The 15,590-nt window shown below is 62.4% G+C and carries 10 protein-coding genes; 7 read left to right on the top strand and 3 right to left on the bottom strand.

The features are described 5' to 3' along the window. The first annotated feature begins 197 nt into the window (after positions 1-197). The 6 genes from GGD40_RS37390 (at position 198) to GGD40_RS21845 (ending at position 11,408) form a co-directional block, all read left to right on the top strand. On the top strand, positions 198-5,432 hold the full coding sequence (locus tag GGD40_RS37390) for a YadA-like family protein (RefSeq protein WP_445013586.1): 5,235 nt from the start codon (positions 198-200) through the stop codon (positions 5,430-5,432). A gap of 110 nt (positions 5,433-5,542) precedes the next feature. Beyond that, complete coding sequence (locus GGD40_RS21865) at positions 5,543-6,703, top strand: DUF2827 domain-containing protein (protein ID WP_179745058.1); 1,161 nt, start codon at positions 5,543-5,545, stop codon at positions 6,701-6,703. After that, positions 6,700-7,854, top strand: coding sequence for a DUF2827 domain-containing protein (locus GGD40_RS21860; RefSeq protein ID WP_179745057.1), 1,155 nt, complete (start codon positions 6,700-6,702; stop codon positions 7,852-7,854). The genes GGD40_RS21865 and GGD40_RS21860 overlap by 4 nt, the downstream gene beginning before the upstream one ends. After that, complete coding sequence (locus tag GGD40_RS21855) at positions 7,847-8,395, top strand: hypothetical protein (RefSeq protein ID WP_257030542.1); 549 nt, start codon at positions 7,847-7,849, stop codon at positions 8,393-8,395. The genes GGD40_RS21860 and GGD40_RS21855 overlap by 8 nt, the downstream gene beginning before the upstream one ends. A 46-nt stretch (positions 8,396-8,441) precedes the next feature. Further along, positions 8,442-9,572 carry a DUF2827 domain-containing protein gene (locus tag GGD40_RS21850; RefSeq protein ID WP_179745056.1) on the top strand — a complete coding sequence of 377 codons (1,131 nt, stop codon included), beginning with the start codon at positions 8,442-8,444 and terminating at the stop codon, positions 9,570-9,572. 48 nt (positions 9,573-9,620) lie between these two features. Beyond that, positions 9,621-11,408 (top strand): tetratricopeptide repeat protein, encoded by a 1,788-nt coding sequence (locus tag GGD40_RS21845; protein WP_179745055.1) that lies wholly within the window; start codon positions 9,621-9,623, stop codon positions 11,406-11,408. 71 nt (positions 11,409-11,479) lie between these two features. On the opposite strand, the gene GGD40_RS21840 is transcribed toward GGD40_RS21845, so the two are convergent. Both GGD40_RS21840 and GGD40_RS21835 read right to left on the bottom strand, forming a co-directional pair. Continuing rightward, positions 11,480-12,196, bottom strand: coding sequence for a response regulator transcription factor (locus GGD40_RS21840; RefSeq protein ID WP_179745054.1), 717 nt, complete (start codon positions 12,194-12,196; stop codon positions 11,480-11,482). Positions 12,197-12,344: 148 nt separating this feature from the next. Further along, entirely contained in the window at positions 12,345-12,650 is a 306-nt protein-coding gene (locus GGD40_RS21835; protein ID WP_179713101.1) for a hypothetical protein, read from the bottom strand. A gap of 526 nt (positions 12,651-13,176) precedes the next feature. On the opposite strand from GGD40_RS21835, the gene GGD40_RS21830 reads away from it, so the two are divergent. Beyond that, positions 13,177-13,812: a response regulator gene (locus tag GGD40_RS21830; RefSeq protein WP_179713103.1), complete on the top strand. Its 636-nt coding sequence runs from the start codon at positions 13,177-13,179 to the stop codon at positions 13,810-13,812. On the opposite strand, the gene GGD40_RS21825 is transcribed toward GGD40_RS21830, so the two are convergent. Beyond that, positions 13,809-15,548 (bottom strand): ATP-binding response regulator, encoded by a 1,740-nt coding sequence (locus GGD40_RS21825; protein WP_179745053.1) that lies wholly within the window; start codon positions 15,546-15,548, stop codon positions 13,809-13,811. The two genes, GGD40_RS21830 and GGD40_RS21825, sit on opposite strands and share 4 nt — an antisense overlap. Between the last annotated feature and the right edge of the window lie 42 nt (positions 15,549-15,590).

Genomic DNA, 15,590 nt, shown 5'->3' with positions numbered 1-15,590 from the left:
CGACACAATACATTACGCCCACGGGTTTGGCCGTCGGCCAGGGGAATGTAGCGCTGCAGGGCAGCACGGCCATCGGCTTTGATAACCAGACCGGCGCCGGCCAGTTCGCGGACGTCGCGATAGGCAACAGCAACGATGCGAGCGGTGGCGATACGTTCGCGGCCGGCTTGGGCAACCTGGCCAGCGGCCGCTCGGCGGTGGCCATCGGCACGATCGAGTCGGTTTCCGGCAACACGGCCATCGGCATTGGCCGTCAGGGCACCGCGTCCGGCGACGGCTCGGTTGCCCTCGGCAACGTGACCATGGCGACGTCGACCAATGCGCTGGCGGTCGGCAATTCGGTGCAGGCGACCAACGTCGGTGCGATCGCTATCGGCAGCGGCGCGAGCACGGACGTCACCCAGCAGGATCTGACCGCGTCCATGGCGAGCGGCCAGGCTTCCACTGCGATCGGCGTCAGCGCGACTGCCAGCGCCACCAATGCGATCGCCTTCGGCACCGGCGCCATCGCCAGCCTGGCGAATTCCGTGGCGCTGGGCTCGGGTTCGGTGACGGCTGCAGCTAATCCGACCAGCAGCGCGACGGTCGGCTCGCTGACCTTCGGCACGTTCGCGGGCGCTACGCCGACCAGCGTCGTCAGCGTCGGCGCACCTGGCGCCGAGCGGCAGATCACGAATGTGGCGGCCGGCAGGATCACGTCGACCAGCACGGACGCCATCAACGGCAGCCAGTTGTTTACAGTGGCGAGCCAACTCAACACGGTGAATAACTCGTTGTCGACCGGCTTGAGCTCGTTGTCGACCTCGACCTCGACGGGCATCAGTTCGTTGTCCACGGGGGTCAGCTCGCTGTCGACCGGTCTGAGCACGACCAACAGCAAGGTGACCAGCTTGTCGACCTCGACGTCGACGGGCATCAGCTCCCTGTCCACCGGTGTCAGCTCCTTGTCCACGGGTGTCAGCTCGCTGTCGACGGGTCTGAGCACGACCAACAGCACGGTGACCAGCCTGTCGACCTCGACCTCGACCGGCATTAGTTCGTTGTCCACAGGTGTCAGCTCGCTGTCGACGGGTCTGAGCACGACCAACAGCACGGTGACCAGCCTGTCGACCTCGACCTCGACCGGCATTAGTTCGTTGTCCACGGGCGTCAGCTCGCTGTCGACCGGTCTGAGCACGACCAACAGCAAGGTGACCAGCTTGTCGACCTCGACGTCGACGGGCATCAGCTCCTTGTCCACGGGTGTCAGCTCGCTGTCGACGGGTCTGAGCACGACCAACAGCACGGTGACCAGCCTGTCCACGTCGACGTCGACGGGCATCAGCTCCTTGTCCACGGGGGTCAGCTCGCTGTCGACCGGCCTGAGCACGACCAACAGCAACGTCGGCAGCCTGTCCACCTCGGCCTCGACGGGCCTGAGCTCGCTGTCGACCTCGACCTCGACTGGTGTCAGCTCCTTGTCCACGGGCGTCAGCTCGCTGTCGACGGGTCTGAGCACGACCAACAGCAACGTCGGCAGCCTGTCCACCTCGGCCTCGACGGGCCTGAGCTCGCTGTCGACCTCGACCTCGACTGGTGTCAGCTCCTTGTCCACGGGCGTCAGCTCGCTGTCGACGGGTCTGAGCACGACTAACAGCACGGTGAACAGCCTGTCGACCTCGACCTCGACCGGCGTCAGCTCCCTGTCCACTGGTCTGAGCACGACCAACAGCACGGCGACCAGCTTGTCGACCTCCACGTCGACCGGCATCAGCTCCTTGTCCACGGGCGTCAGTTCCCTGTCCACCGGTGTCAGCTCGCTCTCGACGGGTCTGAGCACGACCAACAGCACGGTGAACAGTCTGTCCACGTCGACCTCGACGGGCATCAGCTCCTTGTCCACGGGCGTTGGCTCGCTGTCGACCGGCCTGAGCACAACCAACAGCAACGTCGCGTCGCTGTCCACGGGTGTCGCCAATTCGGTGCAGTACGACAATTCGCAGCATACGAGCGTGACGCTCGGTGGCGTGGGTTCGACCACCCCGGTGGCGCTCCAGAACGTCGCAGCCGGCGTGAATCCGACCGATGCGGTGAACTTCGGGCAGTTGACCTCGCTGTCGACGTCGACGTCGACCGGCGTCAGCTCGCTGTCGACCGGCCTGAGCACGACCAACAGCAACGTCGGCAGTTTGTCGACCTCGGTCTCGACGGGCGTCAGCTCGCTGTCCACCGGTCTGAGCGCGACTAACAGCACGGTGAACAACCTGTCGACCTCGACCTCGACCGGCGTGAGCTCCTTGTCCACGGGCGTCAGCTCGCTGTCGACCGGCCTGAGCACGACCAACAGCAACGTCGGCAGCCTGTCCACCTCGACCTCGACGGGCCTGAGCTCGCTGTCGACCTCGACCTCGACGGGTGTCAGCTCCTTGTCGACGGGCGTCAGCTCGCTCTCGACGGGTCTGAGCACGACCAACAGCACGGTGAACAGTCTGTCCACGTCGACCTCGACCGGCGTGAGCTCCTTGTCCACGAGCGTCAGCTCGCTGTCTACCGGCCTGAGCACGACCAACAGCAACGTCGCTTCGCTGTCCACGGGTGTCGCCAATTCGGTGCAGTACGACAATTCGCAGCACACGAGCGTGACGCTCGGTGGCGTGGGTTCGACCACCCCGGTGGCGCTCCAGAACGTCGCAGCCGGCGTGAATCCGACCGATGCGGTGAACGTCGGGCAACTGACCTCGCTGTCGACGTCGACCTCGACCGGTATTAGCTCGCTGTCCACGGGCGTTAGCTCGCTCTCGACCGGCCTGAGCACGACCAACAGCAACGTCGGCAGTCTGTCGACCTCGGTCTCGACGGGCGTCAGCTCGCTGTCCACCGGTCTGAGCACGACCAACAGCACGGTGAACAGTCTGTCCACGTCGACCTCGACCGGCCTGAGCTCGCTGTCGACCTCGGCGTCGACCGGCATCAGCTCCTTGTCCACGGGCGTCAGTTCGTTGTCGACGGGGCTGAGCACGACCAACAGCACGGTGACCAGCCTGTCGACCTCGACCTCGACCGGCCTCAGCTCGCTGTCCACCGGCGTCAGCTCGCTGTCGACCGGCCTGAGCACGACCAACAGCAACGTCGACAGCCTGTCCACCTCGACCTCGACGGGCATCAGTTCCTTGTCCACGGGCGTCAGCTCGCTCTCGACCGGCCTGAGCACGACTAACAGCAACGTCGCGTCGCTGTCCACGGGTGTCGCCAATTCGGTGCAGTACGACAATTCGCAGCACACGAGCGTGACGCTCGATGGCGTGGGTTCGACCACCCCGGTGGCGCTCCAGAACGTCGCGGCCGGTGTGAATCCGACCGATGCGGTGAACGTCGGGCAGCTGACCTCGCTGTCGACGTCGACCTCGACCGGTCTCAGCTCGCTGTCCACGGGCGTCAGCTCGCTCTCGACCGGCCTGAGCACGACCAACAGCACCGTCGGCAGTCTGTCCACGTCGGTCTCGACGGGCGTCAGCTCGCTGTCGACCGGTCTGAGCACGACGAACAGCACGGTGAGCAGCTTGTCCACCTCGACCTCGACCGGCCTGAGCTCGCTGTCCACGGGCGTCAGCTCACTGTCGACCGGTCTGAGCACGACCAACAGCACGGTGACCAGCTTGTCCACGTCGGCCTCGACGGGCGTCAGCTCGCTCTCGACCGGCCTGAGCACGACCAACAGCAATGTCGCGTCGCTGTCCACCTCGACCTCGACGGGTCTGAGCTCGCTGTCGACCTCGACGTCGACCGGTATCAGCTCGCTGTCCACTGGCCTGAGCACGACCAACAGCATGGTGACCAGCTTGTCGACCTCGACCTCGACCGGCCTGAGCTCGCTGTCCACGGGTTTGAGCACGACCAACAGCACGGTAAGCAGCCTGTCCACGTCGACCTCGACGGGAGTCAGCTCTTTGTCCACCGGCCTGAGCACGACCAACAGCAACGTCGCTTCGCTGTCCACGGGTCTCAGCAACGCGGTGCAGTACGACAATTCGCAGCACACGAGCGTGACGCTCGGCGGCGCGGGTTCGACCACCCCGGTGGCGCTCCAGAACGTAGCCGCCGGCGTGAATCCGACCGATGCGGTGAACTTCGGGCAGTTGACCTCGCTGTCGACGTCGACCTCGACCGGCATCAGCTCGCTGTCCACCGGCCTGAGCACGACCAATAGCACGGTGGGCGCTCTCTCGACGTCGACCTCCACGGGCCTGAGCTCGTTGTCGACCGGATTGACCACGACCAACAGCAACGTCGCTTCGCTGTCGACCGGCCTGATCACGACCAACAGCAATGTGGCCTCGCTGTCCACCGGCCTCAATACGACCAACAGCAACGTCGCTTCGCTGTCCACCGGATTGAACACGGCGACCAGCAACGTGAGCTCGCTGTCCACGGGGATCGCCAACGGCACGATTGGGCTGGTGCAGCAAGTGGGCGGTGCGCCGGGCAACGGCGCGATCACCGTCGGCGCCAGCACGGGTGGCACGACCGTCGACTTCACCGGTACCTCGGGCGCACGCCAGCTCTCCGGCGTCGCCGCCGGCACCGCGCCGACCGATGCGGTCAACGTGAGCCAGTTGCAGTCGGTGGCCTCGGTGGCCGACAACGCGGTGCAATACGACAATGCCGCGCATACGAGCGTCACGCTCGGCGGCGTCGGCGCGACTTCCGCGGTGGCGCTCACCAACATCGCGGCAGGCGCGCTGACGGCGACCAGCACCGATGCAGTCAACGGCAGCCAGTTGTTCGCACTCGAGACCGCGCTGGGTTCGATCAGCACGGCGTTCACCAACCTGTCGCAATCGACGGGCGGCACGAGCGACACCACCAACACGAAATACGTGGCGGTGAATTCGACCGGTACTGCGGCGAGCGCGTCGGGCACCGAATCGGTGTCGATCGGCGGCAACTCGCAGGCAAGCGGCACCAACACCGTCGCGGTAGGCTCCGGCTCGCAAGCCACGGGGATGAACTCCACGGCGATCGGCGCGAATGCAGTCGTCTCGGCAAGTAATTCGGTGGCGCTCGGCGCCGGTTCGGTTGCCAGTGCGCCGAATACGGTGTCGGTCGGCTCGCCGGGTAACGAACGGACCATCAGCAACCTCGCGCCGGGTGTGAACCCCACGGACGCAGTAAATGTTGCGCAATTGCAGGGCCTTCAGCAGAATGTGAACAGCATTGCTCGCAACGCTTACTCAGGGGTGGCAATGGCGGGTGCGCTGGCCGGGCTGCCGCAGGTGGAGCAGGGCAAGACGTTCCAGCTCAGCGCCGGGGTCGGCAACTACGCGGGGTACACGGCTCTCGCCATTGGCGGTAGCGCGCGTATCACGCAGAACACCATCGTCAAGATGGGCGTGAGCGCCACGAGCGGCGGTAACGGTGTGCTGGTTAACGCCGGGGTCGGTTACTCGTGGTAATGCGTTCCGGGGCCGCACGCGCGGAACGTTAGAACCGCCACCTTTTCACGGTGGTGAACAGGCGGACCCTTTCGATGATCGGGATCCGCCTGATTGCTTGGTGACCAGACATGCGCATCGGGATTTCCATCGTCTCCCATGAAGGTCAGAATATCTGGCAGAACGGCTTGGGGCAGAACGTCATTTTTCTCGCTGAGCTGTTTCAACGGCTGCCGTTCGTGCAGTCCGTTCTGCTGATCGACGTGGGCGATCAATTCGCCATGCCGCCTCAGGTCGATCTGAGCTCGCAAAATCTGCGCGTCGTGCCGATTCGCGAGGCGACCGACGAAGTCGACGTGGTCGTCGAAATGGGCGGCGCCCTCGACATTCAGTGGCTCGACCTCATGCGTGCCCGCGGCAAGAAAGTGGTTTTCTACTGCTGCGGTCAGCCGTTCGTCGGTCTTGCCGAACCCGTCGTTTTCAACAAGCCGACCCACGCGGCGCGGCCGGACCGTTGCGACGAAGTGTGGCTGCTCCCGAAAGACGCCACGTTCGCGCCGATGATGCGAACGCTGCATCGTTGCGAAGTCCACGAAGCGCCGTTTATCTGGCATCCGTATTTCATCGCGCGGCGTGCACAGGAAATCTCGCAGTTGACCGGCGCGCATTACGGTTACGCGCCGCGTGCCTTGACGGCAGAAGGCGAGCGCGCCGGCCTGCGGGTGGCGATCTTCGAGCCGAACATTTCAGTGGTCAAGACGTCCAGCATTCCGATGCTGGTTTGCGACGAAGCTTATCGGGCCGATCGTGCCGCCGTGTCGACGATGCACGTGCTCAATACGCTGCACATGAAAGACCATCCCACCATGCTTCACTTCGCCAATTCACTGGACCTCGTGCGCGACCACAAGGCGGTGTTCCTCGGGCGCCACGACATTGCCGGTTTCATGGTGCAGCATGCGGACGCCGTGGTGTCGCATCAGTGGCAGAACGATCAAAACTACAGTTACATGGATGCGCTCTACGGCGACTATCCGCTGATTCACAATTCCCCGTGGCTTGAGAGTGCGGGTTACTACTATCCCGGCTTCGACGCGCGGCAGGGCGCGGCGCAACTTCGGCGCGCCGCGCTCGAACATGACGACGGCCTCGACGATTACCGCGTCCGCACGCGGCACGTGTTCGACGCGGTCGACCCGTTCGGCCAGCACAATCTCGACGCCTACGCCGCGCGCTTGCTTCACCTGTGCCGTGACGCGAAATTTGCCGGCCACGCCGCGAGCTGCCCATGAGCGCCGAACAAAACCCGGCGTCCCGCCCCGCCAAACTGCGCGTCGGCGTCTCGATCTTCGTTCGCAAGGGCGAACAGTCGGTGTGGGAAAACGGCATCTACCAGAACTGCATCTTTCTCGTGATGCTGTTGATGCGCTCGCCTATCGTCGAGGCCACTTATCTGGTGGCGGGCGGCGGCGATGGTGAACCCGCCGACGCGAAGCATTTCCTGGCCGATTCGCCGGTGCCGCTGATCGACATGAACGAAGCCGCGGCGACGCTCGACGTGATGATCGAAATGAGCGCGCAGTTGGGACGCGAATGGGTGGTGGCGTTTCGCGAGCGCGGCGGCAAGATCGTGTCGATGCGGGTCGGCAACGACTACGCAATCGACATCGAGCGGATGGTGTTCGACAAGTCGCATGGACTCTTGATCACCGGCGCGCCCTATCATGAGATATGGACGTTGCCTGAGTACGAGACGACCTGTGTGCCTTATTTCCAGAGCACCTTCCGCTGCCCGGTGCGCGTTGTGCCGCATCTGTGGAGTCCGCTGGTGCTGGAACGCGAGGCGGCGCGCTTGCCGGAAGGCGTGAGCTTCGGCTATCGCCCGGGGCGCAAACGCTGGCGCGTGGGCATTTTCGAACCGAACATCTGCATGGTGAAGACGAGCTTCATTCCGTTGCTTACCTGTGAAGCGGCGCACCGTGCCGATCCGGACGTGCTCGAACACGTGTGGGCTTACAACACGTTCCATCTGAAAGAGCATGTGGGCTTCAACGGTTTTGCCCACAGCCTGAATATCGTGCAGCACGGTCTGACTTCGTTCGAGGGACGCTTTCCGTTCTGCCGGGTCGTGGCCGCGGATGTCGATGTGGTGGTCAGCCACCATTGGGAAAATGCGCAGAATTACGTCTATTACGAAGCACTGTACGGCGGCTATCCGCTGATTCACAACTCGCACCTGATCGACGCATGCGGTTATCGCTATCATGACTTCGATTGCGAAGCGGGCGGCCGTGCATTGCTGCAGGCGTATGCCGAACACGACGCGAATTTCGACGCGTACCAACGCGATGCGCGAGCGTTTCTCACACAACTTGATCCAGAGAGTGAGACCAATGTGCAAATCTATAGCCAGGCCATTGCGGCGCTTTATGAAAATGTCTGATCGACGAAAACTGATGCCGCTCGCCGCGTTGATTCTGTCCGCGGGCGCGTTCGCGCAGGGCGTGTTGGCCCCTCGAACGGAAACGGCGCCGCGTAACGCACTCGTGACGGCCGCGACATCGGTCGGCGTCAAACAATGTCTGCCGGCGCTCACCGCGCTGTCCGCGCTAGGTGTGCAGGGCGCCACCAATAACGACGTGCTGTTCGACTGGGACCGCGCCCGCGCGGGCAACAGCACGGTTTTCTCGCTGATCGGACTGGATCTGCCGAACGGCAGCGCCGCCATGTCGATCACCGGCGTGCCGGAGATGGACGGTTCGTGTTCGGTGTCGGCGGAGCGCATCTCGGTCGCGCCCGTAACGTGTCCGACGCTGGCGCACAAGGAGCTGGCGGGCTATCAGGCCACCCGGCTGCTGGCTCACATGATGGTCTATACGGACGCGAAAGATCCGGGCTCGTCGGTGTCGCTGATCGATCAGCAGGGAAGCTGTCTCGTGATTCGCCGCTACGTGAAATTCTCAGCGGGTGTGGCGGCGCGTTGATGACGCGACCCCTCGCGCAAACCATTCGAACGCGGACTGTTAAACCATGAGCCAGGGATTACGTATCGGCATCACGATCGGCCTGCATCACGAGGCCGAGACGCTATGGAACAACGGCATCAAGCAGAACGCCGCTTTTCTCGCGGAGGCGCTGCGCCATTGCCCGAAAGTGGCCGGCGTGGTGCTGGTCAACACGACGCAGGTGCCGATCACCGCGGCGTTGCCGTGGGACCAGACGCGTTATCCCACGCTGTCTTTCGATGCCGCAAAAGACAGCGTGGATGTCCTGATCGAACTCGGCGGGCAGATCGACGAGGCGCAAACCACGTACCTCAAGCAGCGTGACGTGCGGCTGGTCTCGTACTGCTGTGGTTTCGAGTATGTCCACGCAATGGAATCGATTCTGTTCAGCAAGCCGATGTGGGGCGAGAACCTGTTCGTGAACCAGCGCTACGACGATCTCTGGATCATTCCGCAAGTAGCCAATATCAGCCGCTCGTACCTGGAGGTGTTGCGGCGCTTGACCGGGCACGTCGTGCCGTTTGTCTGGAGCCCGATGTTTCTCGACGAACGGGTCAAGGACCTTCCGGATGCGGGCGAATACCGGGCGCATGACGGTGCCAGGCGTCTGAGCGTGATGGAGCCGAACCTCAATGTCGTGAAGTTCTGCCTCTATCCGGCGCTGATTGCGGAGTCGGCGTACCGTCGGCGACCGGACAGCATCGCGATGCTGCAGGTGACCAACGCGGATCGGATCGCGCGCGAGAGCCCGGAGTTCATCGCCCTGATGAACCAGCTCGATATCGTGCGGGCGCACAAGGCGGTTTTTCTCGGGCGTCATGAAACGCCGGCCTTTCTGGCGCAGAGCACGGACATCGTCGTTTCTCATCAGTGGGAGAACCCGCTCAACTACTTCTATCTCGAGGTGTGCTGGCAGGGTTACGCGCTGGTGCACAACGCGCATCTTTGCGCCGACCTCGGCTACTACTACCGCGAGCACGACGTGGAAGAGGGGGCCCGCCGTCTGATCGAAGCGATCGAGACACACGACGCGCACGCCTCGTGGTATCGCGAACGGCAGCGCACGGAGATTGCACGCTATCTGCCGGCGAACCGGCAACTCGTCGCGACCTATGACGCGTTGCTCGTCGATCTCATGGCGCGGCCGGTCCGCTAGCGGCCGCATGGTCGCCGAACCTTTTTTCGATCCCGCATTCGATCCGGTATGACTGTCTCCGATACCCTGTTTTCGCGCATCCGCCGGCTCCTCACGCAAGGTGACCTGATTGCGGCGTCCCGTGAGATTGCCGCGTGGAGGGACATGCAGCCTGAGGACGCGGGCGCGCTGACGGCGCACGCCTGTCTGCTGCGTTTGCGTGGCCACTATCGTGAAGCGGGCGCGACGCTCGCGCGTTCGCTGGCGATCACCCGGGCATTCGCGCCGAGTGCCGTCGAGATGGCGCGGCTCGCGCGTCATGACGGCTTACCGGCGCGCGCGCACGAGTGGTACGAGGACGCCCACCGCCTTGCGCCCGACGACGACGTCTGGCTGGACGAATGGGTCGAGCTGCTGTGGGAGATGCAGCGCATGGACGAAGCCGTGCAGGTCGCGACGTGGCTATGCGAGGCGCGGCCCGATTCCGCGAAAAGCTGGTTTTTGCTCGGGCTGAGTCAGCAGAAAAAGAACGCGCATACCGCGGCGCTGGAGGCCTACCAGCGCGCCATGACGCTCGACGCGAGCTATCCCGTCCTGCGCAATAACCTCGCCGCGGTGCATTACTCGCTGGGCGAGCTCAAGCTGTCGTTGCGTATCTGCGAAGAGGCGATTCGCGCCGACCCGGGCAGCAGTTTGCCGTGGACCAATGCATCGAACGCATGGCTGGCGTTGCGGGAGCCGGGCAACGCGCTGATCGCGGCCGAGCGGGCCTGCGCGTTGACACCGGCGTATGTGCCGGCGTTGATGGTGCTGAACAATGCACTGAAGGAATTGCAGCGTTGGGACGACGCCTTCGCGGTGGTGCAGCGCGCCGCGCGCGTTGCACCCGAGGACCAGGCCGTCAAATGGTCGATCGCGATGTTGCAACTGCTGCGTGGCGACGATGAGAACGGTTGGCAGAATCACGAGGCGCGTTGGGCCGGTTCGCCCGAATTGCGGAACACGCCGTCTTTTCTCGAGGACCGCCGATGGCGCGGCGAGGATCTCGCAGGCAAGACGCTGCTCGTGTGGGGCGAGCAAGGATTCGGCGACGCATTCCAATTCGTTCGCTTCGTGCCGTGGATCGCGCAACGAATGCGCGACGTCGGCGGCACGGTGATTTACTGCTGCTTCGCCAAACAATTGCCGTTGTTCGAGCGCATGCTGAAACCGCACGGCGTCCGTGTCGTGCCGCACGATTCGAAGCGTCTGCCCGAATTCAATGTTCATTTGCCGGTCGGCAGTCTGCCGCTCATGCTTGGCGTGCGAGTCGAGACCCAAGCTGCGCCGCTGCGTTACCTCGAGCCCGATTCGTCGTGCGTGGCGCGATGGGGTAAGAAGTTGCCGCAGGACGGCAGGCTCAAGGTCGGACTCGTGTGGAGCGGCAGTCGCACGCACCAGCGCAACCCGTTGCGCTCAGTGCCGCCCGCTTTATATGCCGAGACGTTCGCGGATCTGCCTGGGATCGAATTCCATAGCCTGCAGATCGACGGCGCGGACGAACTCGCGGCGATGTCGTCACAAGGGCTCACGGTCGTGGACCACACCGCGGAACTGACTTCGTTCGACGAGACCGCGGCGTTGATCTGCAATCTCGATCTCGTGATTACCGTCTGCACTTCGCTTGCCCATCTGGCCGGCGCGCTCGGCACGGCGACGTGGCTGCTTCTCGACGTCAATCCTCACTGGGTGTGGATGCTGAAACGCTCGGACAGCCCCTGGTATCCCGCTTTGACGCTCTATCGGCAAGAGGACTATATGGAGTGGTCTCCCGTGCTGCAGCGGGTACGCGCGGATCTGTTGAATCTGCGGCCATGAGGCCATGAGGCGAGCGATTCGCTGCGGGCACGATCTTGGGGGCTACACCGGCCCGACAGCCTCGACGTTCACTATGACGACAACGGTTCCATGATTATTTCTTCCTTGATTGCGTCGAGCCTGTAGCCGTAGCCGTACAGGCAGGAGAGCCGATATCCGCTGTTCGGGCGTAGCCCGAGTTTGGAGCGGACGCGGGTGACGTGAGTGTCCATCGTACGCGACGGGATGTCGTTGGTCTGGCTCCAGACCGCTTCGCTGATGTGCGCGCGCGAAACCGGCTGACCGATGTTGCGGAACAGCAGAAGCGCGAGGGCAAATTCCTTTTGGGTGACCGGTCTGTTTTTACCGTTCACGTGAACCTGCTGCAATTCCAGATTGAACTCGATCTCTCCGAACATGGCTTTGGTCGTGGCCGGGCTCACGGCATAAGCTCGCCGGAGCAGTGTTTCGACGCGTGCGCTCAGTATCGGCATCGCCACCGGTTTGACGAGATAGTCGTCCGCCCCCATGTTCAAGATCGATACGATGTCGCTCTCACGGCTGCGGCTGGTGACGAACAGGACCGGCAGCCACTTCGTCACGTTTTGCCGTAACCATCGCAGGACCTCTTCGCCCGACATGCCGGGCACCACCCATTCGAGGATCAGCAGGTCAAAGGTCTCCCGGCGCAACCGTCTAACCAGTTGGTCGCCCGCCGCGAAGAAATGGCAGATGTGGCCGGATGTCGTCAGCGCCTCGTTCAGTCGATTGGCCTGATCGACATCGGCTTCGAGAATGGCAATTCTCATGCGTACCTCCGCTCCTCGGTTTTTATCCGAACCGAGCTAACACGTCTTTGACTGCAGCTAATCACGCACTCGATGCCGGGGAACTGAGGCACGTCGAAGCGGGCATCGGGATTCCCTCTCACAGGGGACCGGCGGAACATTGGGGTGGTCACCGCGCCATCTGTTGGGAATAAGACGGGTTGGGAGACAGGCGAAGTTCGAGATTGGAAATAAGCTGCCTGCAAAGCTCGCGACTCCATGGCGTAAGGTCGCTGTCGGATAAGGTGACAAGCGATTCCAGTGTCTTGTAAAGACGTTGCAGTGCGGCATCGGAAAAACCCGTTATCGGCCAGGTGTGTAATAGATAGGTCAATGGAAGCAGGGCTTTCTGATTGCAGAGTTCATTGAATAGTTGCAGGCAACCGAGGTCGATTTCCGGCGCATTGAGAAGACTGAATTTATGGTCATGGTTCATGACAATTCCCCCTGATAACTATGTTGAATGTGACAATAAAACTGCTTCTCAAGCGACCACTGCGTCAGATGCTTTCCGGCTGAGCCGACCGGCCATTTTTTATTGAAAAATAATTCAACAAATGACTGGGAAAAGGCGTTTCGCGCGGCACTTGTGGCCAAGCATCCACGATAAAAAGCTATCGGTAAATTGGACCTAGGTCCCGGGACGTCCTATGTTCCGTGGGGCCGCGCAGGGACCGTACGCTTTGTGCCGCTCCTCGCGTCATGGTTTTCCGCCATTGCTTTGGCAATGCGAAGTCTCAAATTCGAGATTCCTTGCTAATAGCCGCTGACCCTCACCGGTGTTGAAGTTGTTTTTTCATCAAATACAACTAGACTTAGGCACTGTATTTGTGGATTTTTTTGCGTATGGCCGGCGTCGCCGGATGAGACTAAAGTCTGCAGACGTCTTAAGACCATAGGACCCCCCTCTTAGCCTACTGGCCCCTTGCCGTCAACGAGGTTTTCGCGTCATAGTCGTCCCTATGAAAATATTAGTCATCGACGATCATCCGGTCCTTAGGGATGGAATTTCCGCGTTGCTCGTGCAGGACGACGCGGATATCGCTGTGCTGCAGGCCGGCAGCGGCGCTGAGGCAATGGAAATCATCAATGCGCACGACGATCTCGACGTCGTGGTGCTTGATTTGAGGTTGCCCGACATGAGCGGCTTGCAGGCGCTGGCGGAGTTCGTGAAAATCCGCCCGGAGCTGCCGGTCATCATACTTTCGTCATCCGAAGATCCTCATGATGCACGCGAGGCATTCGCTCACGGCGCGCTGGGTTATGTGCCCAAATCGTCCAGTCGGTACGCGTTGCTTTCCGCCATCAAACTCGTGCTCAACGGCGATCTCTATGTGCCGACGCTCATGCTCGACGCGGGCGCGGAGGCACGGGCGGCAACGCTCAGCCAGCAAGGCGAAGGCGGCATGTTTTTGACTCATCGGCAGATCGAGGTCTTGCGGCTCGTCAGCATCGGCCGGCCCAACAAGACAATCGCCAGCGAACTGGGTCTGTCGGAAAAAACGGTCAAGGCGCATATCACTGCGATCTTCAAGGTTCTGAAAGTGGTCAACCGCACACAGGCAGCAGCGGCCGGCCGTAAGGCCGGGCTGATCTAGTCGCGCGAAAGCTGTGCGGCCGTTTCGCTGGAAATGAGATTGGTAATCGCCGCTCTCAATTTGCCGTTGGGCACCGGCTTGTAGAGCAGCACGAAGCCACTTGTTCTAGCACCCATCAGACGCCCCGCACCCATGTCGCCCGTAATCAGCATGGCGGGAATGTTCTCGTTGTATTCCGCACGCAGCCGGTTGATCGCGTCGATACCGCTTTCGCCGTCGGGAAGACGCAAGTCGCAAATCAGCAGGGCCGGCCGAACGGTAATGGCGGAAAGAAGCAGGACCGCCTCGTCGGCGGAACTGGCCACGACGACCTCGTAGCCCCATCCGGTCAGCAGGCTGGACATGCCCGCGCGAATCTCCCGCTCGTCGTCGACGACCACCACCAGTCCGGTTGTCAGGCTCGCACCCGGTTCCTCGACCGCGATGTCGAGCGCACTCGTGGTGCCGTCCGACAGCGTGATCGACACTTCGAAACACGACCCCCGACCCGGCTCGGAGCGCAATGCCATTTCGCATCCCAGAAGATCCGTCAGGCGGCGCACGATCGCGAGGCCAAGTCCGAGCCCCTTTTCCCGATCCCGTTCGGGATTGCCGAGCTGGTAGTACTCCTGGAACACGCGTTCATGTTTGTCACGAGGAATCCCGCGACCGGTATCCCAGACTTGCAACGCGACGTGGGCGTTTCTGCGCCGGCAGCCCACGACGATTCGTCCAGAATCCGTGTAGCGCACGGCATTGGCCACCAGATTGCGGGCGATACGTTCGATCAGCGTCGGGTCGGAATCGACGATCGCGTTGCAGGGCACGTAGCGCAGCGTGATGCCTTTCGCCAAGGCCTCGCTCGCGTAGTCGAGACAGACGCGAGCGAGAATCGAACCGATTGCAAACGGTCGTCGATTCACCGCGATGACGCCGGCATCGAGCCGCGAGATATCGAGCAACGCGTCGAACAGACTGTCCATCGCGGTGGTGGAGGTGTCGATTTGCTCGACCAGACGCTCCGCATTGTCCGGTAACGGTATCTGCCGGAGCGCACCCACGAACAGGCCCAACGCGTGCACGGGCTGTCTCAGGTCGTGACTGGCCGCGGCGAGAAAGCTGGATTTCGCGCGGCTCGCTTTTTCGGCAATGACCCGCTGGCGCTTCAGGTCCGCCGCCAGTTCCTCGGTTCTGATCTTCAGCACGATGCGTTGCTTGTATGCGCGGTTTGCCAGCAACCCCAGCACGCCAATCACGCAGGCAAAGAGCATGGCCAGCGGACCGGCGACGCGTTGCAAGTCGTTAGCCGATTTCAGGCTGGCAAGCGTGAAGGGCGTCATCGCGGGCAGGAACAGCGCGAGAAACGCAGGGAGGTAAGGGCTATAGGTGGGGATTGAACCTGCCGCAAGACCGAGCGTCGCGATGACCGTCAGGCTCGCGATTTCAAAACCGCCGCGGGTTGCCAGCCCGAGCGTTGCCCAGCCCCAGCCGATGCCTTCGGCAAGACTGATCGCGGTGAACCACATGGCCCAGAATCGCCAGCGGCTGTGGGACGTCGCGGAGTGTCCATAGCACCACGAAAGCAGAATATGACTGGCTGTACAGATGCCGATATAGGCAATCCAGCCAATCCCCGTCGCAAGGTTCAGGTAGCCCAGACGTTGAATCGAGTAAATCAGCGTGAGCGCGAGAAGCATCCCGGCAAGGACGGTGACGGTCACTGAGCCGAACAGCGCTTCGACCTGTTCGGCGCCCATGCGCTCGTTTGGCGGTGACGTTTTTTTTGCTGGTGATTTCCT

This window comes from Paraburkholderia bryophila (assembly GCF_013409255.1).
Lineage (GTDB): Bacteria > Pseudomonadota > Gammaproteobacteria > Burkholderiales > Burkholderiaceae > Paraburkholderia.
Note: the sequence above shows the minus strand (reverse complement) of the source record. Positions and strands in the feature narration are given on the sequence as shown.